The organism is Pseudomonas sp. BP6 (genome assembly GCF_017875935.1).
GTDB lineage: Bacteria > Pseudomonadota > Gammaproteobacteria > Pseudomonadales > Pseudomonadaceae > Aquipseudomonas > Aquipseudomonas putida_Y.
In genome coordinates this window covers 569,173-593,229 of sequence record NZ_JAGINI010000001.1, presented here as the reverse complement: position 1 = coordinate 593,229, position 24,057 = coordinate 569,173, and the positions used below count along the sequence as shown (strand labels likewise).

22 protein-coding genes are annotated in these 24,057 nt (G+C 62.5%); 9 read left to right on the top strand and 13 right to left on the bottom strand.

Going from position 1 to position 24,057, the window contains the following annotated elements:
- Positions 1-10 precede the first annotated feature (10 nt).
- The 5 genes from J3A98_RS02655 to cmoB all read left to right on the top strand — a co-directional run bounded on the left by J3A98_RS02655 (position 11) and on the right by cmoB (position 7,373).
- Positions 11-2,422, top strand: coding sequence for a glucose/quinate/shikimate family membrane-bound PQQ-dependent dehydrogenase (locus J3A98_RS02655; RefSeq protein ID WP_209963800.1), 2,412 nt, complete (start codon positions 11-13; stop codon positions 2,420-2,422).
- 203 nt (positions 2,423-2,625) lie between these two features.
- On the top strand, positions 2,626-5,043 hold the full coding sequence (gene lon, locus J3A98_RS02650) for an endopeptidase La (RefSeq protein ID WP_209963795.1): 2,418 nt from the start codon (positions 2,626-2,628) through the stop codon (positions 5,041-5,043).
- A gap of 151 nt (positions 5,044-5,194) precedes the next feature.
- Positions 5,195-5,587 (top strand): protease inhibitor I42 family protein, encoded by a 393-nt coding sequence (locus tag J3A98_RS02645; RefSeq protein WP_103462995.1) that lies wholly within the window; start codon positions 5,195-5,197, stop codon positions 5,585-5,587.
- An 89-nt stretch (positions 5,588-5,676) separates the two neighbouring features.
- Positions 5,677-6,420, top strand: coding sequence for a carboxy-S-adenosyl-L-methionine synthase CmoA (cmoA, locus tag J3A98_RS02640; protein ID WP_021785730.1), 744 nt, complete (start codon positions 5,677-5,679; stop codon positions 6,418-6,420).
- Positions 6,417-7,373 (top strand): tRNA 5-methoxyuridine(34)/uridine 5-oxyacetic acid(34) synthase CmoB, encoded by a 957-nt coding sequence (gene cmoB, locus J3A98_RS02635; RefSeq protein ID WP_084850807.1) that lies wholly within the window; start codon positions 6,417-6,419, stop codon positions 7,371-7,373. The genes cmoA and cmoB overlap by 4 nt, the downstream gene beginning before the upstream one ends.
- 69 nt (positions 7,374-7,442) lie before the next feature.
- Here the strand turns inward: cmoB and J3A98_RS02630 are convergent, their stop codons facing one another.
- On the bottom strand, positions 7,443-7,646 hold the full coding sequence (locus tag J3A98_RS02630; protein WP_176682689.1) for a hypothetical protein: 204 nt from the start codon (positions 7,644-7,646) through the stop codon (positions 7,443-7,445).
- 310 nt (positions 7,647-7,956) lie between these two features.
- Here J3A98_RS02630 and J3A98_RS02625 point away from each other — a divergent pair, with 310 nt between their 5' ends.
- Positions 7,957-8,631: a heavy metal response regulator transcription factor gene (locus tag J3A98_RS02625; RefSeq protein ID WP_176682688.1), complete on the top strand. Its 675-nt coding sequence runs from the start codon at positions 7,957-7,959 to the stop codon at positions 8,629-8,631.
- The gene (locus tag J3A98_RS02620) at positions 8,628-10,010 is read left to right on the top strand and encodes a heavy metal sensor histidine kinase (RefSeq protein ID WP_209963792.1); all 1,383 of its coding nucleotides are present in this window, start codon (positions 8,628-8,630) and stop codon (positions 10,008-10,010) included. The genes J3A98_RS02625 and J3A98_RS02620 overlap by 4 nt, the downstream gene beginning before the upstream one ends.
- 126 nt (positions 10,011-10,136) lie before the next feature.
- Here J3A98_RS02620 and pdxJ read toward each other — a convergent pair whose 3' ends face one another.
- From pdxJ to rpoE, 10 genes are all read right to left on the bottom strand, one after another.
- The gene (gene pdxJ, locus J3A98_RS02615; protein WP_209963789.1) at positions 10,137-10,877 is read right to left on the bottom strand and encodes a pyridoxine 5'-phosphate synthase; all 741 of its coding nucleotides are present in this window, start codon (positions 10,875-10,877) and stop codon (positions 10,137-10,139) included.
- Between the two features lie 43 nt (positions 10,878-10,920).
- Positions 10,921-11,604, bottom strand: coding sequence for a DNA repair protein RecO (gene recO / locus J3A98_RS02610; RefSeq protein ID WP_176682686.1), 684 nt, complete (start codon positions 11,602-11,604; stop codon positions 10,921-10,923).
- A gap of 121 nt (positions 11,605-11,725) precedes the next feature.
- Positions 11,726-12,628, bottom strand: coding sequence for a GTPase Era (gene era / locus J3A98_RS02605; RefSeq protein ID WP_003252061.1), 903 nt, complete (start codon positions 12,626-12,628; stop codon positions 11,726-11,728).
- The gene (rnc, locus tag J3A98_RS02600; RefSeq protein ID WP_003252059.1) at positions 12,621-13,310 is read right to left on the bottom strand and encodes a ribonuclease III; all 690 of its coding nucleotides are present in this window, start codon (positions 13,308-13,310) and stop codon (positions 12,621-12,623) included. Before rnc ends, era begins: the two co-directional genes overlap by 8 nt.
- Positions 13,311-13,473: 163 nt before the next feature.
- Positions 13,474-14,328 carry a signal peptidase I gene (lepB, locus tag J3A98_RS02595; protein ID WP_176682685.1) on the bottom strand — a complete coding sequence of 285 codons (855 nt, stop codon included), beginning with the start codon at positions 14,326-14,328 and terminating at the stop codon, positions 13,474-13,476.
- A 5-nt stretch (positions 14,329-14,333) separates the two neighbouring features.
- Entirely contained in the window at positions 14,334-16,133 is a 1,800-nt protein-coding gene (lepA, locus tag J3A98_RS02590; RefSeq protein WP_176682684.1) for a translation elongation factor 4, read from the bottom strand.
- A 180-nt stretch (positions 16,134-16,313) separates the two neighbouring features.
- Positions 16,314-17,747: a DegQ family serine endoprotease gene (locus J3A98_RS02585; RefSeq protein WP_209963786.1), complete on the bottom strand. Its 1,434-nt coding sequence runs from the start codon at positions 17,745-17,747 to the stop codon at positions 16,314-16,316.
- Between the two features lie 176 nt (positions 17,748-17,923).
- Positions 17,924-18,889, bottom strand: coding sequence for a MucB/RseB C-terminal domain-containing protein (locus tag J3A98_RS02580; RefSeq protein ID WP_209963781.1), 966 nt, complete (start codon positions 18,887-18,889; stop codon positions 17,924-17,926).
- A gap of 12 nt (positions 18,890-18,901) precedes the next feature.
- A complete protein-coding gene (locus J3A98_RS02575; protein WP_209963777.1) occupies positions 18,902-19,492 on the bottom strand; it encodes an RseA family anti-sigma factor in 591 nt (196 codons plus the stop codon).
- Positions 19,493-19,525: 33 nt separating this feature from the next.
- Positions 19,526-20,107 carry an RNA polymerase sigma factor RpoE gene (gene rpoE, locus J3A98_RS02570; protein ID WP_003252049.1) on the bottom strand — a complete coding sequence of 194 codons (582 nt, stop codon included), beginning with the start codon at positions 20,105-20,107 and terminating at the stop codon, positions 19,526-19,528.
- A 435-nt stretch (positions 20,108-20,542) separates the two neighbouring features.
- Here rpoE and nadB point away from each other — a divergent pair, with 435 nt between their 5' ends.
- Entirely contained in the window at positions 20,543-22,147 is a 1,605-nt protein-coding gene (nadB, locus tag J3A98_RS02565; protein WP_176682680.1) for an L-aspartate oxidase, read from the top strand.
- 118 nt (positions 22,148-22,265) lie between these two features.
- Here the strand turns inward: nadB and J3A98_RS02560 are convergent, their stop codons facing one another.
- Together J3A98_RS02560 and J3A98_RS02555 are read right to left on the bottom strand one after the other, a co-directional pair.
- Positions 22,266-22,724, bottom strand: a complete 459-nt coding sequence (locus J3A98_RS02560; RefSeq protein ID WP_176682679.1) for a protein YgfX — start codon at positions 22,722-22,724, stop codon at positions 22,266-22,268.
- A complete protein-coding gene (locus J3A98_RS02555) occupies positions 22,708-22,962 on the bottom strand; it encodes a succinate dehydrogenase assembly factor 2 (RefSeq protein ID WP_003252043.1) in 255 nt (84 codons plus the stop codon). Before J3A98_RS02555 ends, J3A98_RS02560 begins: the two co-directional genes overlap by 17 nt.
- Before the next feature lie 133 nt (positions 22,963-23,095).
- Between J3A98_RS02555 and J3A98_RS02550 the strand changes: the two genes are divergently transcribed.
- A complete protein-coding gene (locus J3A98_RS02550; RefSeq protein WP_209963772.1) occupies positions 23,096-24,037 on the top strand; it encodes a folate-binding protein YgfZ in 942 nt (313 codons plus the stop codon).
- The last annotated feature ends 20 nt before the right edge of the window (positions 24,038-24,057 follow it).

Below are 24,057 nucleotides of genomic sequence, written 5' to 3'. Positions count from 1 at the left end.
AGAACCTACGATGAGCACTGAAGGTGCGAACCAAGGAAGCCGCTGGCTACCGCGCCTGGTTGGCGCGCTGCTGTTGCTGATGGGCCTGGCCCTGCTGGCCGGCGGTATCAAGCTGAGCCAGCTAGGCGGATCGCTGTACTACCTGATCGCCGGTATCGGCTTTGCCCTGTCGGGCATCCTGCTGCTGGCCCAACGCCGGATCGCCCTGGGCCTGTATGGCCTGGTGCTGCTCGGCAGCACCGTTTGGGCCCTGCTCGAAGTAGGCCTGGACTGGTGGCAACTGGTGCCACGGCTGGCCATCTGGTTCGCCATCGGCGTAGTGCTGCTGCTACCGTGGGCACGTCGCCCGCTGATCGGCCCAGCCAGCAAAGCCAACACTGCACTGCTCAGCGTGGCGGTGGTCGCTTCGGGCGCTTGCGCGCTGGCCAGCCAGTTCACCCATCCCGGTGAAGTGTTCGGCGAACTGGGCCGCGACAGCAGCGAAATGGCCAGCGCCGCCCCGGCCATGCCCGACGGCGAATGGCAGGCCTACGGCCGTACCGAGCATGGCGACCGCTACTCGCCGCTGCGCCAGATCACCCCGCAGAACGCCTACCGCCTGGAAGAAGCCTGGCGCATTCGCACCGGTGATCTGCCAACCGAAAACGACCCGGTGGAGCTGACCAACCAGAACACCCCGCTGAAGGTCAACGGCATGCTGTACGCCTGCACCGCGCACAGCCGCCTGCTGGCGCTGGACCCGGACACTGGCGCGGAAATCTGGCGCTACGACCCGCAGGTCAAGAGCCCGACCGGCACCTTCAAGGGCTTTGCCCACATGACGTGCCGTGGCGTCTCGTACTATGACGAAAACCGCTACGTCAGCCGCGACGGCAGCCCGGCGCCGAAAATTACCGACGCAGGCCAGGCCGTGGCCCAAGCCTGCCCACGTCGCCTCTACCTGCCTACCGCAGATGCCCGCCTGATCGCCATCAACGCCGACAACGGCAAGGTCTGCGAAGGCTTCGCCAACCAGGGCGTGATCGACCTCACCACCGGCATTGGCCCGTTCACTGCCGGCGGCTATTACTCCACCTCGCCTGCTGCGATTACCCGTGACCTGGTGATCATCGGTGGCCACGTCACCGACAACGAGTCGACCAATGAGCCGTCCGGGGTGATCCGCGCCTACGATGTGCACGACGGCCACCTGGTGTGGAACTGGGACAGCAACAACCCGGACGACACCAAGCCATTGGCTGCCGGCAAAATGTATAGCCGCAACTCGGCCAACATGTGGTCGATCGCCAGCGTCGACGAAGACCTTGGCATGATCTACCTGCCGCTGGGCAACCAGACCCCGGACCAGTGGGGCGCCGACCGCACCCCGGGCGCCGAGAAGTACAGCGCCGGCGTGGTCGCACTTGACCTGGCCACCGGCAAGGCACGCTGGAACTACCAGTTCACCCATCACGACCTGTGGGACATGGACGTCGGCAGCCAGCCGACCCTGGTACACCTGAAAACCGACGATGGTGTGAAACCGGCGATCATCGTACCGACCAAGCAAGGCAGCCTGTACGTGCTCGACCGCCGCGACGGTACGCCAATCGTGCCGATCCGCGAGATCCCCACCCCACAAGGTGCAGTGGAAGGCGATCACACCTCGCCAACCCAGGCCCGCTCCGACCTCAACCTGCTCGGCCCAGAGCTGACCGAACAGGCCATGTGGGGCGCCACGCCTTTCGACCAGATGCTGTGCCGCATCCAGTTCCGCGAGCTGCGCTACGAAGGCCAGTACACCCCGCCATCCGAGCAAGGCTCGTTGGTCTACCCCGGCAACGTCGGTGTATTCAACTGGGGCAGCGTGTCGGTAGACCCGGTGCGCCAGCTGCTGTTCACCTCGCCCAACTACATGGCCTTCGTGTCGAAGATGGTCCCGCGTGAGCAGGTTGCCGAAGGCAGCAAGCGCGAAAGCGAGACCAGCGGCGTGCAGCCGAACACCGGCGCACCGTATGCAGTGACCATGCACCCGTTCATGTCGCCGCTCGGCGTACCGTGCCAGGCACCCGCCTGGGGCTACGTCGCCGCCATCGACCTGTTCACCAACAAGGTGGTGTGGAAACACAAGAACGGCACCACCCGCGACAGCACCCCGCTGCCGATCGGCCTGCCGGTTGGCGTGCCGAGCATGGGTGGCTCGATCGTCACCGCCGGTGGCGTCGGCTTCCTCAGCGGCACGCTCGACCAGTACCTGCGCGCCTATGACGTGAACAACGGCAAGGAGTTGTGGAAAGCGCGCCTGCCAGCGGGTGGCCAGGCCACGCCGATGAGCTACACCGGCAAGGACGGCAAGCAGTACGTGCTGGTGACTGCCGGCGGCCATGGCTCGCTGGGCACCAAGATGGGCGATTACATCATCGCTTACAAATTAGCTGAGTAAGCTACACCGCTCCCGCAGGCTCAACCCTGTGGGAGCGGCCTTGTGTCGCGATTGGGTCGCGCAGCGGCCCCAACGATCTAGAATGCTGGATGGATTCTGGGGCTGCTGCGCAGCCCAATCGCGACACAAGGCTGCGCCCGAACCATTGAAACCCATCCCTCCCCGCCCCATCTAAGCACCATAGTCATTCACGCAGGTGCCCCATGAGCGACCAGCAGGATTTCCCCGAACACCCTGACGAACACAGCGAAGTCGAACACACCCTCCAGGCCGAAGCCGGCCACGCCCTCGCCCTGCCCGGTCAGCAGCTGCCGGACAAGGTCTACGTCATCCCGATCCACAACCGCCCGTTCTTCCCGGCCCAGGTACTGCCGGTCATCGTCAATGAAGAGCCCTGGGCCGAAACGCTCGACCTGGTGGCCAAGTCACCGGACCACTGCCTGGCGCTGTTCTTCATGGACACCCCGCCAGAAGACCACCGCCACTTCGACACCTCGGCATTGCCGCGGTACGGCACGCTGGTCAAGGTGCACCATGCCAGCCGCGAAAACGGCAAATTGCAGTTCGTCGCCCAGGGCCTGTCCCGGGTGCGTATCCGCAACTGGCTCAAGCACCACCGCCCGCCCTACCTGGTCGAAGTCGAATACCCGCGCCAGCCCGCCGAGCCGACCGACGAGGTCAAAGCCTACGGCATGGCACTGATCAACGCGATCAAAGAGCTGCTGCCGCTCAACCCGCTGTATAGCGAAGAGCTGAAGAACTACCTCAACCGCTTCAGCCCCAACGACCCTTCGCCGCTCACCGACTTCGCCGCCGCGCTCACCTCGGCCACCGGCAACCAGTTGCAGGAAGTGCTCGACTGCGTCCCCATGCTCAAACGCATGGAAAAAGTACTGCCAATGCTGCGCAAAGAGGTGGAAGTCGCACGCTTGCAGAACGAGATTTCGGCCGAGGTCAACCGGCAGATCGGCGAGCACCAGCGCGAGTTCTTCCTCAAGGAACAACTCAAGGTCATCCAGCAGGAGCTGGGGCTGACCAAGGACGACCGCAGCGCCGACCTCGAACAGTTCGAACAGCGTCTGGAAGGCAAGACCCTGCCACCGCAGGCACGCAAGCGCATCGATGAAGAGATGGGCAAACTGGCCATCCTGGAAACCGGCTCGCCCGAATACGCCGTCACCCGCAACTATCTGGAATGGGCCACCGCCCTGCCGTGGGGCGTGTACGGCAAAGACAAGCTCGACCTCAAGCATGCGCGCAAAGTCCTCGACCAGTATCACTCCGGCCTCGACGACATCAAGGAGCGCATCCTCGAGTTCCTCGCCGTGGGCGCCTGGAAAGGCGAAATCAGCGGCTCGATCGTGCTGTTGGTGGGCCCGCCCGGGGTGGGCAAGACCAGCATCGGCAAGTCCATCGCCGAATCGCTCGGCCGGCCGTTCTACCGCTTCAGCGTCGGCGGCATGCGTGACGAAGCCGAGATCAAGGGCCACCGCCGCACCTACATCGGCGCCCAGCCCGGCAAGCTGGTGCAGGCCTTGAAAGACGTCGAAGTGATGAACCCGGTGATCATGCTCGACGAAATTGACAAGATGGGCCAGAGCTACCAGGGTGACCCGGCATCAGCGTTGCTGGAAACCCTCGACCCCGAGCAGAACGTTGACTTCCTCGACCACTACCTCGACCTGCGCCTGGACCTGTCCAAGGTGCTGTTCGTGTGCACTGCCAACACCCTTGATTCAATACCCGGGCCGTTGCTCGACCGCATGGAAGTGATCCGCCTGTCCGGCTATATCACCGAAGAAAAACTGACCATCGCCAAGCGCCACCTGTGGCCCAAGCAGCTGGAAAAGGCCGGCGTTTCCAAGACCAGCCTCAGCATCAGCGACAGCGCGCTGCGCATGGTGATCGACGGCTATGCCCGCGAAGCCGGCGTGCGCCAGTTGGAGAAGCAACTGGGCAAACTGGTGCGCAAGGCTGTGGTCAAGCTGCTGGAGAACCCCGAAGCCAAGCTGAAGATCGGTACCAAAGACCTGGAAACAGCACTCGGCATGCCGGTGTTCCGCAGCGAACAGGTTCTGGCTGGCAAAGGCGTGATCACCGGCCTGGCCTGGACCAGCATGGGCGGTGCCACACTGCCGATCGAGGCGACCCGCATCCACACCCACAACCGAGGCTTCAAGCTGACCGGCAAGCTGGGTGACGTGATGAAGGAGTCTGCCGAAATTGCCTATAGCTACATCAGCTCCAACCTCAAACAATTTGGCGGGGATACAGGTTTCTTCAACGAAGCGTTCATCCACTTGCACGTACCCGAAGGCGCCACACCCAAGGACGGCCCGAGTGCCGGCATCACAATGGCCAGCGCTTTGCTTTCACTGGCCCGCGACCAGCCTGCCAAAAAAGGTGTCGCCATGACGGGCGAGCTCACCCTCACCGGCCAGGTACTGCCGATTGGCGGCGTGCGCGAGAAAGTGATTGCGGCGCGGCGACAGAAGATTTTCGAACTGATCCTGCCTGAGCCTAACCGCGGCGACTTCGAAGAACTGCCGGAGTACCTGCGCGAAGGCCTGACAGTTCACTTCGCCAAACGCTTTGCCGACGTGGCCAAAGTGCTGTTCTAGCCTGCACCGGCCTCTTCGCGGGCAAGCCCGCTCCTACAGGGATAGCGAACCCTTGCAGGGGCGGGCTTGCCCGCGAAAGGGCCGGCACAGGCAACACAAATTTCCTCGATCATCGGTTATCCTCAGGCCATCGCCAGCCTTCGGAGCCACCATGACCTCTCCTCGTCTGCTCGTTCCCCTGAGCTTTGCCCTGCTTTCTGCTTGCGCGCAACAACCGTCACAGCCCGTTGACCTGGACGCCGAAAGCGAATGCCCCAAGCGCCTGCAGGTCGGCCAGATCCTCACGCTTACCCTGCCCAGCAACCCCACCACCGGCTACCGCTGGCTGGTACAGAACCCGGCGCCCAACGTGTTGCAAAGCCTTGGTCCCGAGGTTTACAGCGCGCCTGAAGACACCGGTATCGTCGGCAGCTCGGGCATGTCGACCTGGCGCTTCCAGGCCCGCGCGACTGGCGAAGGGAACCTGGTATTGGTCTACCAGCAACCCTGGGCCCCGGAAGTGCGCCCGGTGCAGACCTTCGATTGCGCCATTCGGGTCAATTGAACGCAAAGCGCTGGTCAGCCAACCATGCATCCAGTCTGCGGTTTGGCTAGAATGCGCCCCCTGCCTATCACCAGCCGCCTGGATTCGCCGTGAGCAAACAACCCGACCGCCTTTTCTCCCAACCCCTGGAGCAGGTGCCCGACTTCGTCTTCAACGAAGACGTCGTGCGTGTGTTCCCGGACATGATCAAGCGCTCGGTGCCCGGTTACCCAACCATCGTCGAGAACCTCGGCGTACTGGCCGCTCGGTTCGCCCAGCCAGGCACCGCGCTGTACGACCTGGGCGCATCGCTGGGTGCCGTTACCCAGTCGCTGCGTCGTCATGTACGCAGCGACGGCTGCAGGGTAATCGCGGTGGATAACTCCGCCGCCATGGTCGAGCGCTGCCGCCAGTACCTCACTGCACAAGATTCGATGTTCCAGGAGTTGCTGCCAGTGCACGTGCTGGAGGCCGATATCCTTGCCCTGCCCTTCGAGCCCGCCTCGGTAGTGGCGATGAACTTCACCCTGCAGTTCATCGCCCCTGACCAGCGCCTTGAACTGCTCGGGCGAATCCGCCAGGCGCTGCTGCCCGGCGGCGCGCTGATTCTCTCGGAGAAGCTGCGCTTCGCCGATGAGCAAGAGCAGGACCTGCTCAATGAGCTGCACCTGGATTTCAAACGGGCCAATGGCTACAGCGAACTGGAGATCGCCCAGAAGCGCAGCGCCATCGAGAACGTGATGAAGCCCGATACACTCGAAGCCCACCAGGAACGCCTGCGCGCAGCCGGCTTCTCGAAAGTGGTGCCTTGGTTCCAATGCCTTAACTTCGCCTCGTTGATAGCCCTGCCATGATCGATCTGTCTCCCCTCGTCCGCCGCCTGGCGGGCACGCCTCTGGCTTCCTGGTCGCAAGGCCTGCAAGCGCAACTGGACGCCAAGCTGGAAAAGGGCCACGGTGACCTCGACCGCTGGCGCGGGGCGCTGGAAGCCCTGCCCGCCCTGCAACCCAGTGAAATCGACCTGGTCAACGGGTTGCGTCTGGATTGCGACTGCGACGACGCCACCCGCGCGCAGATGCGCCAGGCATTGATGGGCCTGTCGCCTTGGCGCAAAGGGCCGTTCGACCTGTTTGGCGTGCACGTTGACACCGAATGGCGTTCGGACTGGAAGTGGTCGCGGGTTGGCCCGCACCTGGACCTCAAGGGCAAGCGCGTACTCGACGTGGGCTGTGGCAATGGCTACTACCAGTGGCGCATGCTCGGTGCCGGCGCGGACATGGTGATCGGGGTCGACCCCAACTGGCTGTTCTTCTGCCAGTTCCAGGCCGTGCAGCAGTACCTGCCGGAGTTGCCGGCCTGGCACCTGCCATTCGCCCTGGAAGACCTGCCCGCCAACCTGGAAGGTTTCGACACCGTGTTTTCCATGGGCGTGTTCTATCACCGCCGCTCGCCCATCGAGCACCTGCTGGCGCTCAAGGACTGCCTGGTCAAAGGTGGCGAGCTAGTACTGGAAACGCTGGTTATCGAGGGCGACGAAAACCAGGTGCTGGTGCCTGAGGACCGCTACGCACAGATGCGCAATGTCTGGTACCTGCCGTCGGTACCGGCGCTGGCCCGCTGGTTGCGCCGTGCCGGCTTCAGCGATGTGCGCTGCGTCGACGTAAGCGTGACCAGCGTCGAGGAACAGCGCAGCACCGAATGGATGCGCTACCAGTCGCTGAGCGACTTCCTCGACCCGAACGACCACAGCAAGACCGTCGAAGGCCTGCCAGCCCCACGCCGCGCCACCCTGCTGGCGCGCAAATAAAAAAGGCGCCCGCACGGGCGCCTGAATACACCTGCGTCGAGGAGCCGTCGCGGCGCAGGTGTTGTTACCTCAATCCTTGGCCACCTCACGCGCCTTCTCTTGCGCATTGCGCTCGCGCTCTGCAACAGCCTGTTGCTTGTCGCCGTGCAGTCGCTGCTGGTCTTCGCGGAAGGCTTGCCAGAACTGCCTGGAGCGCTCCGCACCGCCCTCGGCATAAACACTGGCGCTGCCCAGGGCAAGGGTGGCCAACAGCAGGTATTTGGTCAGGTTCATCGTGTTTGCCTCGTAATAACCGATCGGACACGGCCATCCTAGCGAGGGCTGGCTAACGGCAAGGTGAGGCGGGGATTACAGTCCTGCAATGTGGCCTTGTGTGGACTGTTCGGGCCTCTTCGCGGATAAACCCGCTCCTACAGGAACGGGTTTATCCGCGAAGAGGCCCGAACAGACCGCCAGATAACAGCAGAATTACAAATCCGTTATCTGCATCGCAGGCCTTTTTTCATGCCGTAACATGGGGGCCCTTGACCCTGATGTCACTACAGGGTCAAGAATCGCCCCCTTTCAACAAACCGAGCCCCCAATGCGCCTACTGATCATCGAGGACGAGCTGCGTACCGCCGACTACCTGCAACAAGGCCTGCGCGAAAACGGTTACGTGGTCGACTGCGCCCGCACAGGCACCGACGGCCTGCACCTGGCCCGCCAACAGGCCTACGACCTGATCATCCTCGACGTCAACTTGCCCGAAATCGATGGCTGGACCGTGCTGCAGCGGCTACGTGCGGAATCGGCCACCCGCATCATGATGCTTACCGCCCACGGTCGCTTGGCCGATCGGGTAAGAGGCCTGGACCTGGGCGCGGATGACTACCTGCTCAAGCCTTTTGAGTTTCCTGAGCTACTGGCGCGCATCCGCAGCCTGCTGCGCCGCAACGACCAGCAACTGCAACCCAGCACCCTGCGCGTCGCTGACCTGGAACTGGACCCCGGCCGCCACCGCGCCTACCGCGCCGGGCAACGCATCGACCTGACCGCCAAGGAGTTCGCCCTGCTGCACCTGCTAATGCGCCAGACTGGCGAAGTGTTGTCGCGCACGCAGATCATCTCACTGGTGTGGGACATGAACTTCGATTGCGACACCAACGTGGTCGAGGTCTCGATCCGGCGCCTGCGGGCGAAGATCGACGACCCGTTCGACAACAAGCTGATCCATACCCTGCGTGGTGTGGGCTACGTACTTGAGGCTCGCCTTTGAAAAACGCCAGCCTGTCGTTACGCCTGGGCCTGAGCGTGACAGTGATGGGCGCCGCATTGGTGCTGCTGCTGGCCTGCCTGGCCGTGTTTGCCCTGGATCACGAACTGGACAGCCGCGCGCGCAAGGATTTGGCGCGCAAGATGCTTCAGGTCGAGCACAACCTGCGTGTCGACCTGCGCAGCGAGGATCTGGGCAGCCGCGCTCATCCACTGCTGGACCTGGTGATGGGGCATGACAACCTGAGCCTCAGTGTACTGGCCCTCGACGGCCGCCACCCCCACCTGCTCAGCCTTGGCCCGGCCCTGGAATCGCGGGTCGGTGAACTGCACACCGATGCGCGCCTGGCCTTTCACGCCTGGCGTGACAGCGGCGGTAACCAGATCCTCACCGTTACCCGGCTGATGCGCCTGCGCGACAACACCCCCGTCAAGGTGATGATGTCGCTCAACCGCGCCGACGACAACGCCCTGCTGCAAGCCTACCTGCACTCCACGTTGCTCGCATTGCCACTGCTACTGGTTTTGATTGGTGCGGGGGCATGGTGGCTGATGCAGCGCGGCCTGAAACCGTTGCGGCACTTCCGGCGCATTGCCGGGCAGGTGTCGGCCCAGGACCTGCAGCATCGCCTGCCCGCTACCTGCTTGCCACAGGAACTGGCGGAACTGGCCGGCAGTATCAACGTGATGCTCGACCGCCTCGACCAAGGTGTCAGGCAGTTGTCGCAGTTCTCTGACGACCTGGCCCATGAACTGCGTACACCCTTGGGCAACCTGATGGGCAAGGCGCAGGTGACACTGGCCCGTGAGCGGGACAACGCCAACTATCGGGAAGTGCTGGAAGACAGTATCGAAGAGCTGACCCGGCTCAACCGCATTATCAACGACATGCTGTTTCTTGCCCAAGTCAGCCAGCCGCATACGCAGGTCGCATTGAAGCCCTTGGCGCTGGCCGACGAGGCAGCGCGGGTTGTCGAGCTGTTTGCCTACAGTGCCGAGCTGAAAGAAATTGAGCTAAGCGTTCAAGGCTGGGGAACAGCGCAGGGAGACCGGCTGATGTTTCAGCGGGCACTGTCGAACCTGTTGAGCAACGCCATACGGCACAGTCCGGAGGGTAAACCCATAGCTCTGCGCATCGAACGCTCGGGCAGCGAAGTACGGCTATCCGTGGAGAACCAGGGGCCGGGGGTGGCGGCAGAGCAACAGTCGCGCTTGTTCGAGCGGTTTTACCGGGTAGGTTCGGGGCGTTCGCGGCTGGAGGGCGGAACCGGGCTGGGGTTGGCGATCGTGAAGTCGATCATGCAGTTGCATGGCGGGCGGGTCGAGGTCAGCAGCTGCCCCCTGGGGCCTACCCGGTTTACCTTGGTGTTTCCTGCCGAGTGATCGGCCGCCTGTACCGGCCTCTTCGCGGGCTTGCCCGCTCCCACAGATACCCCGCAGGCCTTGAGGCTGTGCAGCCCCTGTGGGAGCGGGCAAGCCCGCGAAGAGGCCGGTACAGGCGACCAACAATCAGCGCGAAGCCGCCACGATCAGCGCCTTCATTTCAGCCACAGCAGCCTTGAAGCCGACAAACAGGGCATGCGCCACCAGTGCATGGCCAATGTTAAGCTCATTGATACCCTTGACCGCCGCCACCGCCTCGACGTTGTGGTAGTGCAGCCCGTGACCCGCATTGACGATCAGCCCCTGCCCCACGCCAAACGCCACACCATCGACGATGCGCTTGAGCTCTTCAGCCACTTCGGTGGGAGTTTCTGCATCGGCATAACGGCCGGTGTGAAGCTCGATGGCCGGTGCGCCAACCCGACGCGAGGCCTCGATCTGCCGCTCGTCGGTGTCGATGAACAGCGACACCTCGGCACCGGTACGCGCCAGCCGTTCCACTGCAGCCTTGATCCGCGCTTCCTGCCCCGCCACATCCAGGCCGCCTTCGGTGGTCAGCTCCTGACGGGTTTCGGGAACCAGGCAGATGTGCGCCGGGCGAATCTTCTCGGCAAAGGCCATCATCTCTTCGGTGACGCCCATCTCGAAGTTCATGCGGGTTTGCAGCACATCCTTGAGCAGCAAGACATCACGCTCCTGGATGTGCCGGCGGTCTTCACGCAGATGCACGGTGATGCCATCGGCGCCTGCTTCCTCGGCGTCCAGGGCTGCCTTGACCGGGTCAGGGTAGCGCGTGCCACGGGCCTGGCGCAGGGTCGCCACGTGGTCGATGTTTACGCCAAGAAGCATGCGGTTGCTGTGAGTCACGAAAGGCTCTCCTGAAGATTGAGCCCAACAGCATACGTCCTGATCAGCGCTTGCGAAACAGTTCCCGGCTGACCAACGGTTTTGCCCCCAGGTGAACCGCCAGTGCCTGGCGCATCAGCCGCTTCGCGGCAAGCAAGGCGCCAGGGGCGTCCCAGTCGGTTTGGGCCAGGGCCAGCAGTTCGGTGCCACGGAACAAACCGGGCTGCGCCAGCTCTACCCGCTCCAGGCCGGCATCGACGCGCAAGCGGTACAGGCCATCGGCGGCAATGGGCTGCTCGTCGACGTCATGGTGCAAGGAAAACGCATAACCGAGTTCGTCCAGCAGCCGCCATTCGAACGAGCGCAGCAGGGGTTCCAGCGGGCGCCCGGCGCTCAGTGCCTGCAAGGTCAAGGCGTAGTGCTCGAACAGGGCCGGGAACGGCGCTTCGGCAGGCAGCAGGCGCATCAGCAGCTCATTGAGGTACAACCCGCTGAACAGGGCATCGCCGTGTAGCCAGGCGGCGATGCCGGTGCTGTCCATGCGGCCGACATTCTTCAACTCGCCGCGCCCACGCAGCTCCACCTCCAGCGACACGAACGGTCGCACCAGGCTGCCGCCCTTACCCCGTGCGCGACGCAACACGGCACGCATGCGGCCCTGCGGGGTGAAAAAGTCCACCAGCGCGCTGGTTTCCTTGTAGGCACGGCTATGCAGTACGTAGGCTGGCTGGGGGGTGGGTTGGTCCATGCACTATCTCTGGGGCCTGATGTACGTGTGGGAGCGGGCGTGCCCGCGAAAGCGTCAGTGAACTCACTATCGCATTCGCGGGCACGCCCGCTCCCACAGCAATAACCGACCGGTCAGGTAATTACAGGTCGCCGTAGCCCAGCGAACGCAGTGCACGCTCGTCATCGGACCAGCCGCCTTTGACCTTGACCCACAGGTTGAGCATGACCTTGGAATCGAACAGCACTTCCATGTCCTTGCGCGCCTCGGACCCGATGCGCTTGATGCGCTCGCCCTTGTCACCAATGATGATTTTCTTCTGGCCGTCGCGCTCAACCAGGATCAGCGCGTGAATGTGCAGCACATGACCCTGCTGCTTGAATTCCTCGATTTCGACGGTGATCTGGTACGGCAGCTCCGCACCCAACTGGCGCATGATTTTCTCGCGTACCAGTTCAGCGGCGAGGAAGCGGCTGCTACGGTCGGTGATCTGGTCTTCGGGGAAGAAATGATCGTTCTCGGGCAGGTGCTTGGCGATCTGTGCTTCCAGCGCTTCAAGGTTGTGCCCCTGCTGCGCGGAAATCGGCATCACCTCGGCGTTCGGCAGTTGCTCTTGGAGCCACTGCAGGTGCGGGATCAGCTCGGCTTTCTCTTCCATGCGGTCGGTCTTGTTGACTGCGATGATCAGCGGGCCGGTCACATACTGCACGCGCTCCAGAACCAGCTGGTCCTCGTCGGTCCACTTGGTACGGTCGACCACGAAGATAACCACGTCGACGTCCTTGAGGGCTGCCGAGGCGTTGCGGTTCATGTAGCGGTTCAGCGCCTTGTCGTTGGCCTTGTGCATCCCCGGGGTATCGACATAGATCGCCTGCACATCACCTTCGGTCTTGATGCCGAGCATGTTGTGGCGGGTGGTCTGGGGCTTGCGCGAGGTAATCGCCAGCTTCTGACCGAGGATGTGGTTGAGCAGGGTCGACTTGCCGACGTTGGGGCGGCCGACAATGGCTACGTAGCCGCAGCGGGTCGGGTTGCTATCAGTCATTGCCATTCTCCACGCCCAGGGCGATCAGTGCAGACGCGGCGGCGACTTGCTCGGCAATACGCCGGCTAACGCCCTGACCACGGCTCTTGTTGTTCAGCAGTACCACTTCGCATTCGACGAAGAAGGTCCGGCAGTGTGGTTCACCCTGGATATCCACTACTTCGTAACGCGGCAGCTCACAGCTGCGCGACTGCAGGAACTCTTGCAGGCGAGTTTTCGGATCTTTATTGGTGTCGACCAGTGTCAGGCCTTCAAACTCATCGGCCAGCCAGGCCAGGATGCGCTCCCGGGCGGTGTCCATGTCAGCGTCCAGGTAGATGGCACCAATCAGTGCCTCCAGGGCGTCGGCCAGGATCGACTCGCGGCGAAAGCCGCCGCTCTTGAGTTCTCCGGAACCCAGGCGCAGGTAATCGCCCAGGTCAAATCCACGGGCCAGACGGGCCAGGGTCTCACCCTTGACCAGCCGCGCACGCAGCCGCGACAACTGGCCTTCACGGGCCTGCGGAAAACGCTCGAACAGCGCTTCACCGGCAACGAAGTTGAGAATGGCGTCACCGAGGAACTCCAGGCGCTCATTGTTGCGCCCGGCGTAACTGCGATGGGTCAGCGCCAGGAGCATCTGGTCCTGGTTCTTGAAGGTGTAACCGAGCTTTCGCTCCAGACCGGCAAGGGAAGCACTCATGCGGCCACCCGATCGTTGTTCAACGCGTTGTTCAAATCAACATCCTGAAAGACTGTTTGGCTGTGGTCCGCCGATCGATCTGCGGCGAATCTCCCGATCCCTGAGAACACAGCCTATGTCAGAAATGCATTCGGCGCTGCCTGCTGGACAGCGCCGATGGGTATCAATGGATCAGGCCAACCCGCGACAGGTTGGGCAAGTGGCTGAGCTTGGGCTCTGGCCAGCTCATCCACACCGCGAAGGCCTTGCCGACAATGTTCCGGTCCGGAACCATGCCGTGCAGTTCCTTGGGAATGTTTGGGTCATCCCAGAAACGGCTATCGTTGGAGTTGTCGCGGTTGTCGCCCATCATGAAGTAATGGCCCGCTGGCACGGTCCACTGCTGGTCCGGCGGCATGCGATAACGGCTCATTTCCTTGCGGATCAGGTGCTCGGTCTCGCCGAGCTTTTCCTTGTACAGCTGAGCGCTGCCCAGGGTACCCGGCTCGCTGCCCACCAGTTGTTCGGCAACGGACTGACCGTTGACGAACAGCCGCTTGTCGTTGGTGTAGCGGACTACGTCACCCGGCAGGCCGACCACACGCTTGATGTAGTTGACATTCGGGTCGCTCGGGTAGCGGAACACCATCACATCCCCGCGTTGCGGGTCACCGACCGCAATGACCTTCTTGTCGATCACCGGCAGGCGAATGCCGTACGAGAACTTGTTCACCAGGATGAAGTCGCCCACTTCCAGGGTCGGCTTCATCGATCCCGAAGGGATCTGGAACGGCTCGACCAGGAACGAACGCAGCACCAGCACGATGAACAGCACCGGGAAGAACGACTTGCCGTACTCGACCAGCAACGGCTCCTTGTTCAGCCGTTCGACCACCGCCATCTCAGGCTGGCTGACGCTGCCTTGATAGTTGGCGATTGCCGCACGCCGGCGCGGAGCCAGGAACAGCAGGTCGATCAAGCCCAGCAGACCGCAGATGAAGACGGCGATGACTAACAACAGCGGGAAATTTAGCGACATAGGACCTAGCTATCCAACCTGAGCACGGCGAGGAAGGCTTCTTGTGGAATTTCCACATTGCCCACCTGTTTCATGCGTTTCTTACCGGCCTTCTGCTTCTCCAGCAGCTTTTTCTTACGGCTGACGTCACCGCCGTAGCACTTGGCCAGTACGTTCTTTCTGAGCGCCTTGACGGTTGTCCGCGCAATGATCTGGCCGCCAATGGCTGCCTGGATCGCTACGTCGAACATCTGCCGAGGGATCAGTTCCTTCATCTTCTCGGTCAACGCACGGCCTTTGTAGGCCGCGTTGTCGCGGTGCACGATCAATGCCAGGGCATCGACCTTGTCGCCGTTGATCAGTACATCCAGCTTGACCAGGTTGGCCGACTGGTAGCGGTCGAAATGGTAATCCAGCGAAGCATAGCCGCGGCTGGTGGATTTGAGACGGTCGAAGAAGTCGAGCACCACTTCGTTCATCGGCATGTCGTAACGCACCTGCACCTGGCTGCCGAGGAACTGCATGTCGCGCTGTACGCCACGCTTCTCGATGCACAGGGTGATGACGTTGCCCAGGTGCTCTTGCGGGACCAGGATGGTCGCGGTGACGATCGGCTCGCGGAAGTCGGCTACAGCCGAGACGTCCGGCAGCTTGGACGGGTTGTCGACGACGATGGTTTCGCCGGTTTTCAACTCCAGCTCGTAGATCACGCTTGGTGCGGTGGTGATCAGGTCCAGGTCGTACTCGCGCTCCAGGCGCTCCTGGATGATCTCCATGTGCAACATGCCCAGGAAACCGCAACGGAAGCCAAAGCCCAGCGCGTCGGAGCTTTCCGGCATGTACTGCAGCGAGGAGTCGTTCAGGGTCAGCTTCTGCAAAGCGTCGCGGAAATCCTCGAAGTCGTCGGAGCTGACCGGGAACAGGCCGGCGTAGACCTGCGGCTGGATTTTCTTGAAGCCTGGCAACACTTCGACCTCAGGGGTCGAGGACAGGGTCAGGGTGTCGCCAACCGGGGCGCCGTGAATGTCCTTGATGCTGGCGATGATGAAGCCTACTTCACCGGCTTTCAGATCGGCAGTCTGGGTATGTTTCGGGGTGAAGACACCGACGCTGTCGACCAGGTGCACCTTGCCGGTGGACTTGACCAGGATCTTGTCGCCTTTCTTGACGCGGCCCTGGCGCACGCGCACCAGCGAGACCACACCCAGGTAGTTGTCGAACCAGGAGTCGATGATCAGGGCTTGCAGCGGTGCATCGATCTCGCCTTTCGGCGCGGGGATGGTGTGCACCAGGCGCTCGAGCACCTCGTCCACGCCCATGCCGCTCTTGGCGCTGCAGGCTACGGCGTCGGTGGCGTCGATACCGATGATCTTCTCGATCTCGTCCTTGACACGGTCAGGGTCGGCCTGGGGCAGGTCCATCTTGTTCAGGACCGGCATGACCTCCAGGCCCTGCTCAATAGCGGTGTAGCAGTTGGCTACGGACTGGGCTTCCACGCCCTGGCCGGCGTCGACCACCAGCAGCGCCCCCTCACAGGCCGCCAGCGAGCGCGAGACTTCGTAGGTGAAGTCGACGTGGCCGGGGGTATCGATGAAGTTCAGCTGGTAGATCTTGCCGTCCTGCGCCTTGTAGTGAAGCGTGACGCTGTGGGCCTTGATGGTGATACCGCGCTCACGCTCCAGGTCCATGGAATCGAGCACCTGGGCTTCCATCTCGCGCGCCGTCAGGCCGCCGCACATCTGGATGAAACGGTCAGCCAGCGTCGACTTGCCATGGTCGATGTGGGCGATGATGGAGAAATTGCGGATATGACTCAAATCACTCACGGGTCAACACTCGAAAAGGCTGCGAGCCGGACGCCCGCCGAAAAATAGCCGGGAATTGTACCTTAAGCTGCTGGGTTATGGGAGATTCCTCTGTCCGACTGTACACAGCAATCATTCCCGCAATTGTGAATATTCATGAAAAAGGGCAGCCGAAGCTGCCCTTTCGCCTTGCGAAACCGCTTATTCAGCGAGCTTGAAGGTGATGAAGCTGGCGCGGCCCTGACGCAGCACGCGCATCGACACAGAACGGTTCTTCGGCAGTTCCTTGGCGATTTCGGTGAATTCCTTGGCCGAACCGATGGCCTGGTTGTTCAGATGGCTGATGACATCACCCGGGCGCAAGCCGATCATGGCTGCCGGGCCATCCTGCACTTCCTTGATGACCACGCCACCTTTGAGCTCCAGCGACTTTTTCTGCTCGGCGGTCAGGTCGGCGACCGATACCCCCAGGCGGTTGCTGCTGCGCTCGGCGCTGCCGTCGGCACCGGTGCCGATGTCGACGTCGTCGTCCGGCAGTGCACCGACGCTGATGTTGAGGGTCTGGCGTTTGCCGTTGCGGATGATTTCCAGCTTGGCCTTCTCGCCATCCTTGAGGCTGCCAACCAGGTGCGGCAGATCGGCCGACATGACGATTGGCTGACCGTTCATGCTGAGGATCACGTCGCCCACCTGCAGGCCGCCCTTGGCCGCCGGGCCGTCTTCCAACACCTGGGCCACCAGGGCACCCGCCGGCTTGTCCAGGCCGAACGATTCGGCCAGGTCCTTGTTGACCTCCTGAATCACCACGCCCAGCCAGCCGCGGCTGACCTTGCCGTCTTTCTTCAGCTGGTTGGAGACATCGATCGCTACATCGATCGGGATGGCGAACGACAGGCCCATGAAACCGCCAGAACGGGTGAAGATTTGCGAGTTGATACCCACCACTTCGCCTTTCATGTTGAACAGCGGGCCGCCGGAGTTACCCGGGTTGATGGCAACGTCGGTCTGGATGAACGGCACGTAGGTGTCATTGGGCAGGGTCCGGCCCTTGGCGCTGACGATACCTTTGGTCACCGAATGGTCGAAGCCGAACGGGGAACCGATGGCCAGTACCCACTCGCCCACCTTGAGCTTTTCGGAATCCCCCAGCTTCACGATCGGCAGGTTCTTGCCGTCGACCTTCAGCAGCGCCACGTCGGTACGCGGATCGGTGCCAACCAGCTTGGCCTTCAGCTCGCTGCGGTCCGACAGGCGGACGATGATCTCATCGGCATCGGCCACCACATGGTTATTGGTGAGCACATAGCCATCACTGGAAATGATGAAGCCCGAGCCCAGCGACTGCGCCTCGCGCTGGCGGTCGCCGCGCGGCGAGCGCGGCTGCTGTGGCATGTTGCGCTCGAAGAATTCACGGAACATCGGCGGCAGGCCTTCCAGGTCCGGCATCTGACCTGCCGCGATCCGGCGGTCAGGCAGCTTCTGCTTGGTACTGATGTTGACCACCGCCGGCGAAGCCTGCTCCACCAGGGTGGTGAAGTCCGGCAGGGCTTCCTCGGCCTGGGCGGTGAGTACCTGGCCGAGCATCAGCACAGCAGCGAACATTATTAGGTAGGATTTCAAGCGTGGTATTGACATACGACTCCCGTCACAACGAGCGGTAGTTTAGAAAGACCCCTGCACAAAGCAGAAAAGGCCAGGCTCTTCAAAGCCTGACCTATAGAAAATTTGCCGATAGATTGCAAATGACAATGCTTTAATTTCATTTCAGCCGCATGACCGCCCACCTTGGCTCAACCCGCAAAAACGTGCCATTACTGGCGCGCCTGGGCATCCTGGGGGCGCATCGACAGGGCGACGCGCTCTGCCGTACCCAGCGGGATTTCGCCAACCACGGTCACCATCACTTTGCCCTTTGGTGTATTCAGGCGACGCGAAACCGCCGAAGTCGGGCCTAACTGGGTGCGCATGTCGGTGCCGCCATCATCGCTCACTTGCTCGATGAATACCGAAAAACGCGCCAGGCCGTCGTCGTACATCAGGCTGCTGACCGAACTGTTGCGCTTGGGATCGCGGCGTACCGAGCTGTTGACCAGCTCGAAACCGGGTGGCAGCCAGTCCGAACGCCAACCCGCGGCGCTATCATTGCTCCCGGCCGCCAGGTGCTGCACTGGCTTGCAAGCAGCACCTGGACGCAGGTCTGCGTCGCTGGGGATGTCATCGATATCGAGACGGGTCATCTGGAAGCGTTCCAGCAACTGCCCCTTGTCGTTGAGCATCAACGAACGCAGCGGCAAGCCCGAGTGACGGTCCAGATGCAATTCGAAAGCATAGCGGTGCTGATCGCGTGGAGTGAGCGTGATAATCACGGCATCGCGCCCGGCGACCCGCGACTTGCCTGCCACACTCAAATCGTACCAGCCCATCAGTTTCAGCGGATCAAGCACACGCGGTGCGGTGTCCGGCGGCGCCATGACACCGCTGGCCAAGGCCCCACTGACGCACTCCACCTTGCCATCCACGCGCACGATTTCCTGGGCGGTGCCATCAAGCTGCAACAGCCGCTCGCTGACTTTGCCGTCCTCGACCCTGTGCCAGATGTCGTGAGAGGAGAAACTGCCATTGCGTTCGTAGACGAACGAACCTTGATAGCTCTGTTTTTGCTCGGCCTGTGCCAGCTTGTTCAGCCACTCACTCGCCTCAGGCGAAGAATTGGCCGCCAATGCTGGCACCGTCATGCAGCTGCCAATCAGCAGCGACAGGAGAGGTAGCGCGCGCATGATCCTCCTTACTTAACGGTTTTCCAGGCTGGCGGCGCGGGCATACGGCAATGCGGTTTCAGTGCCCTTGAGCGCAGACTCCTGGGCATGCTGGCGCAGGTAGCCTGGCAGACGCTGATCCCAGCCGGCCTGGTTCTGCAGCACGCCATTGGCCATTGGCCCGGTCGGTTGCTCACTGCTCTCACTATAGCCTGCCAAAACGGCCGGGCCTTGCGCTTGTGGCACACTCAGGCCTTGCTGGACTGGCTGCTGGGCAGCAAGCTCAGCCCCAGTGATCTCGTCCTGGTTGTACATACGTACACCAGCCAGCACCGCCACGGTAACCGAGGCCGCTACCGCCAGACGGCCAATGCTGCGCCAGGGGCCTTTCTTGACCTTGGCTGGCACGGCTTCGTCGGCCAGTGCAGCAGACACCGCCGATGCGATATCCAGATTAGGCAGCAGCAGCTCCTTGTGCATGGCTGCACGGGCAACCTGGTAACGCGACCAGGTGGCACGGGTTTCGGCTTCGTCGACGGCGTTCAACACCCGACGCAATTCCAGTTCATCCGCTTCGTTATCCATCACCGCGGACAGCGATTCCTGCAAAGCTTCACGACTCATGGCGGTTCCTCTCTTGGCGCTGTCGCCGCTGTCTCAGGTTTCCTGCAACAACGGCTGCAGGGCTTTATCTATGGCCTCCCGAGCGCGGAAGATTCGAGAGCGCACGGTACCCACCGGACATTGCATGACACTGGCAATGTCTTCATAACTCAGCCCGTCGAACTCGCGTAGCGTCAATGCCGTACGCAGGTCTTCGGGCAGTTGCTGGATGGTGCGATGGACGGTGCCTTCGATTTCATCCCGCAACAACGAGCGCTCTGGTGACTCGAGATCCTTGAGGCCATGATCGCCGTCGTAAAACTCCGCATCCTCGGAGCTCACATCACTGTCTGGCGGCCGTCTTCCACGGGACACCAGGTAGTTCTTCGCCGTGTTGATGGCGATGCGGTACAGCCACGTATAAAACGCACTGTCGCCGCGGAAGTTGCCAAGCGCACGATAGGCCTTGATGAAGGCTTCCTGTGCTACATCCTGGGCCTCGTGGGTATCGTGGACAAACCGCACGATCAACCCGAGAATCTTGTGCTGATACTTCAGCACCAACAGATCGAAAGCTCGCCTGTCGCCGCGCTGCACGCGCTCGACAAGCTGCTGATCCTCTTCCTGGGTTAGCATGAACACTCCTCAGTGAACTCGAAGGAGCGTTGCATCAGCCATCGTTCAGGCTTGCAACCATAGACTCGGGCTTTGCGCAAAAGTTCTCCCCTCCAAGCAAGTTTCCTGCAGCCCTTGGTCGGCTTGCACGGAAGACGCGGCGCGGTCACGGCCGGCTACGTCGATAATCAGGTTTCAAATACGCAGGGGTAAAGCCCGGAAAGGCCTGCCGCCCTGCGTCGCCGCGGCAAATTGTGGCGTGCGGGCAGCCTTCATAGGATTTCCGGCCATGTCGGAAAGTTCCCACAAAGGTTATCGCAACCTGGCAGGCAGCATGGAAATTGGCCACCTGGGGCTGCTATAAAGGCATCCGACCACGTTTAACGATAGTTTCACAATGCCATCCGCGCGTGACCATTGTGCCGTGCCCCTCCCAAAGATTACTAGTGTCCCGACATGAGCCAACAATTCCAACATGATGTCCTGGTGATCGGCAGCGGTGCCGCCGGTCTCAGCCTGGCACTTAACCTCCCCAACCACCTTCGCGTTGCCGTGTTGAGCAAGGGCGACCTGGCCAATGGCTCGACCTTCTGGGCCCAGGGCGGCGTCGCTGCCGTGCTGGACAATACCGATACTGTGCAGTCGCATGTCGAGGACACCCTCAATGCTGGCGGCGGGCTGTGCCATGAAGACGCGGTGCGCTTTACCGTCGAGCACAGCCGCGAAGCGATCCAGTGGCTGATCGAGCAAGGCGTGCCCTTCACCCGCGATGAGCACTACAGCGTCGACGATGGTGGCTTCGAGTTCCACCTCACCCGTGAAGGGGGCCATAGCCACCGGCGCATCATCCACGCCGCCGACGCTACCGGCGCGGCAATTTTCACCACGCTGCTGGAACAGGCTCGCCAGCGCCCGAACATCCAGCTGCTGGAGCAGCGGGTGGCGGTCGACCTGATCACCGAACGCCGTCTGGGCCTACCCGGCGAACGCTGCCTGGGCGCCTACGTGCTCGACCGCAACACCGGTGAGGTAGACACGTTCGGCGCGCGCTTCACCGTGCTGGCCACTGGCGGTGCGGCCAAGGTCTACCTCTATACCAGCAACCCCGATGGTGCCTGCGGCGACGGTATCGCCATGGCCTGGCGGGCCGGCTGCCGGGTGGCGAACCTGGAATTCAACCAGTTCCACCCCACCTGCCTGTATCACCCGCAGGCCAAGAGCTTCCTGATCACCGAAGCCCTGCGCGGCGAAGGCGCCCTGCTGCGCCTGCCCAACGGCGAACGTTTCATGCCGCGCTTCGACCCGCGCGAAGAGCTGGCCCCCCGGGACATCGTGGCCCGCGCCATCGACCACGAGATGAAGCGCCTGGGCGTGGACTGCGTATACCTGGACATCACTCACAAGCCTGCTGATTTCGTCAAGAGCCACTTCCCCACGGTGTACGAGCGCTGCCTGGCCTTTGGCATCGATATCACCCGTCAGCCGATACCGGTGGTGCCTGCGGCGCATTACACCTGCGGCGGGGTGATGGTCGACGACTGCGGCCACACCGACGTGCCTGGCCTGTATGCCATCGGCGAAACCAGTTTCACCGGCCTGCACGGCGCCAACCGCATGGCCAGCAACTCGCTGCTGGAATGTTTTGTCTATGGTCGCGCCGCCGCTGCCGACATCCAGGCGCACCTGGAGCAAGTGGCCCTGCCCAAGGCCTTGCCCGGCTGGGACGCCAGCCAGGTGACCGACTCGGACGAGGATGTGATCATTGCGCACAACTGGGACGAACTGCGGCGCTTCATGTGGGACTACGTCGGCATCGTACGCACCAGCAAGCGCCTGCAGCGGGCCCAGCACCGCATTCGCCTGCTGCTGGATGAAATCGACGAGTTCTACAGCAACTACAAGGTCAGCCGTGACCTGATCGAGCTGCGCAACCTGGCGCAGGTGGCCGAGCTGATGATCCTGTCAGCCATGCAGCGCAAGGAAAGCCGTGGGTTGCATTACACACTGGATTATCCGGGGATGCTGGACGAGGCCAAGGACACCATCCTCAGCCCGCTCTGAAAACGGCGTCGCGGCCTTCGTGGGCTCGCCCGCTGCCACAGGAATTTGACTGCCTTGCAGCATTGCGCGGTACCTGTGGGAGCGGGCGAGCCCGCGAAGAAGCTGACCCGGTCTTGATCTATGCCCGGCTCACCTCGGCCCAGCGCCGCCGGCTGAACTTCAACCGCACCCGCAAGCGCCGATGCTCGTCAGCCCCTAGCGCATCCTGAGGTATGCACTGGCTTTGCCCCAGCCAACGCCCCACCCGCTCAAAGCGCAAAACCACCAGCCGTGGCAACGCCACGCTGTCCCGGCACAACCGAACCCGCTGCCAGCCACGGGCACGGCTGAGCACCTGCCAGCCCCGCACATCACGGCGCAGGCCGACAACAGCATGGTCATGGGTCAGCAGAATACGTCGGGGAATGGCCCAGCAAGCGTGGGCCGAGCAGGCGGCGACAACCGATAAGGCCAACCACCCGGGCAGCGGGCTCGCCCACACGGCAAGCCACGCCAGAACCTGACAAGCCAGGTAGACCGCCAGCAGCAGGCGCGAGCCTTGCCAGCGGCACTCGAAGCACTCACTTGGGCTGGACACGGTCCAGAATGATGCGGACCATGCGCTGCAGTTCCGGGTCTTCGGACTCGGTGCGCTCCATGAACCAGCCGAACATGTCCTGATCCTCGCAGCTCAAGAGACGCACGTACAGTTCACGGTCGGTCTCATTGAGGGTGGGGTAGACTTCCTGGGTGAAAGGCACCAGCAGTACGTCCAGTTCCAGCATGCCGCGGCGGCTGTGCCAGAAAAGCCGGTTGAGTTCAGTTTGTTCGACCATGGGGCCCTCCTCGAATGGGCCGCCAGTATACAGCCAGGCGCGCGAAGCGACACCGGGCGTTGGTCTAGTCACCTACCTATTTTGTTACCGGCGTTCTATGATGGCCGCCAGTCTTTAGCCACCGCGATGACCCATGGCCGATTCCGCTTTCTTCTGCCCCCTGTCCCACGAGGGCATCCTCGCCGTCCGCGGCTCCGATGCAGGCAAGTTCCTGCAAGGCCAGCTGACCTGCAACATCAACTACCTCAGCCAGGAATACGCCAGCCTCGGCGCCCGCTGCATGGTCAAGGGACGCATGCAGTCGAGCTTCCGTATAGTGCCCGAAGGCAACGGCTACCTGCTGGCCATGGCCAGCGAACTGCTCGACGCACAACTGGCCGACCTGAAAAAGTACGCCGTGTTCTCCAAGGCCACGCTGACCGACGAAAGCACAGCATGGGTACGCTTCGGCCTGCAAGGTGGCGACTCTGCACTGCAGGCGCTGGGGCTTGTCGTGCCCGCAGCCGCCGGTAGCACCGTGCGCCATGATAGGCTGATCGCCATCACCGCATCCGCTGGCCGGGTTGAACTGTGGGTGCCGGCAACTGAAGCCGAGCCTGTACGCCAGGCCCTTGCCGCAGCGCTGCCCGAAGGCAGTATCAACGACTGGCTGCTGGGGCAGATTCGCGCAGGTATCGGCCAGGTCATGGGCCCGACCCGTGAGCTGTTCATTCCGCAGATGATCAACCTGCAGGCTGTCGACGGCGTCAGCTTCAAGAAAGGCTGCTACACCGGCCAGGAAATCGTCGCCCGCATGCAGTACCTGGGCAAACTCAAACGCCGCCAGTACCGCCTGGCACTGGACCAGCAGGCCATTCCGGCCCCGGGCGCCGAGATTTTCTCGCCCACCCATGGGTCGTCGGTCGGTGAAGTGGTCATTGCTGCCGGCAACGGCGCGGGCTGCGAACTGCTCGCGGTGCTCAGCGCCGAGGCGGTGGAAGACGGCAACCTGCACCTGGGCAGCCTCGAAGGCCCGCGCCTGCAGGTACTGACCCTGCCTTACGAACTGGACCGCGACCGGGAAATCCAGCGCTGACCAGCCTGCCCCACCCTTGT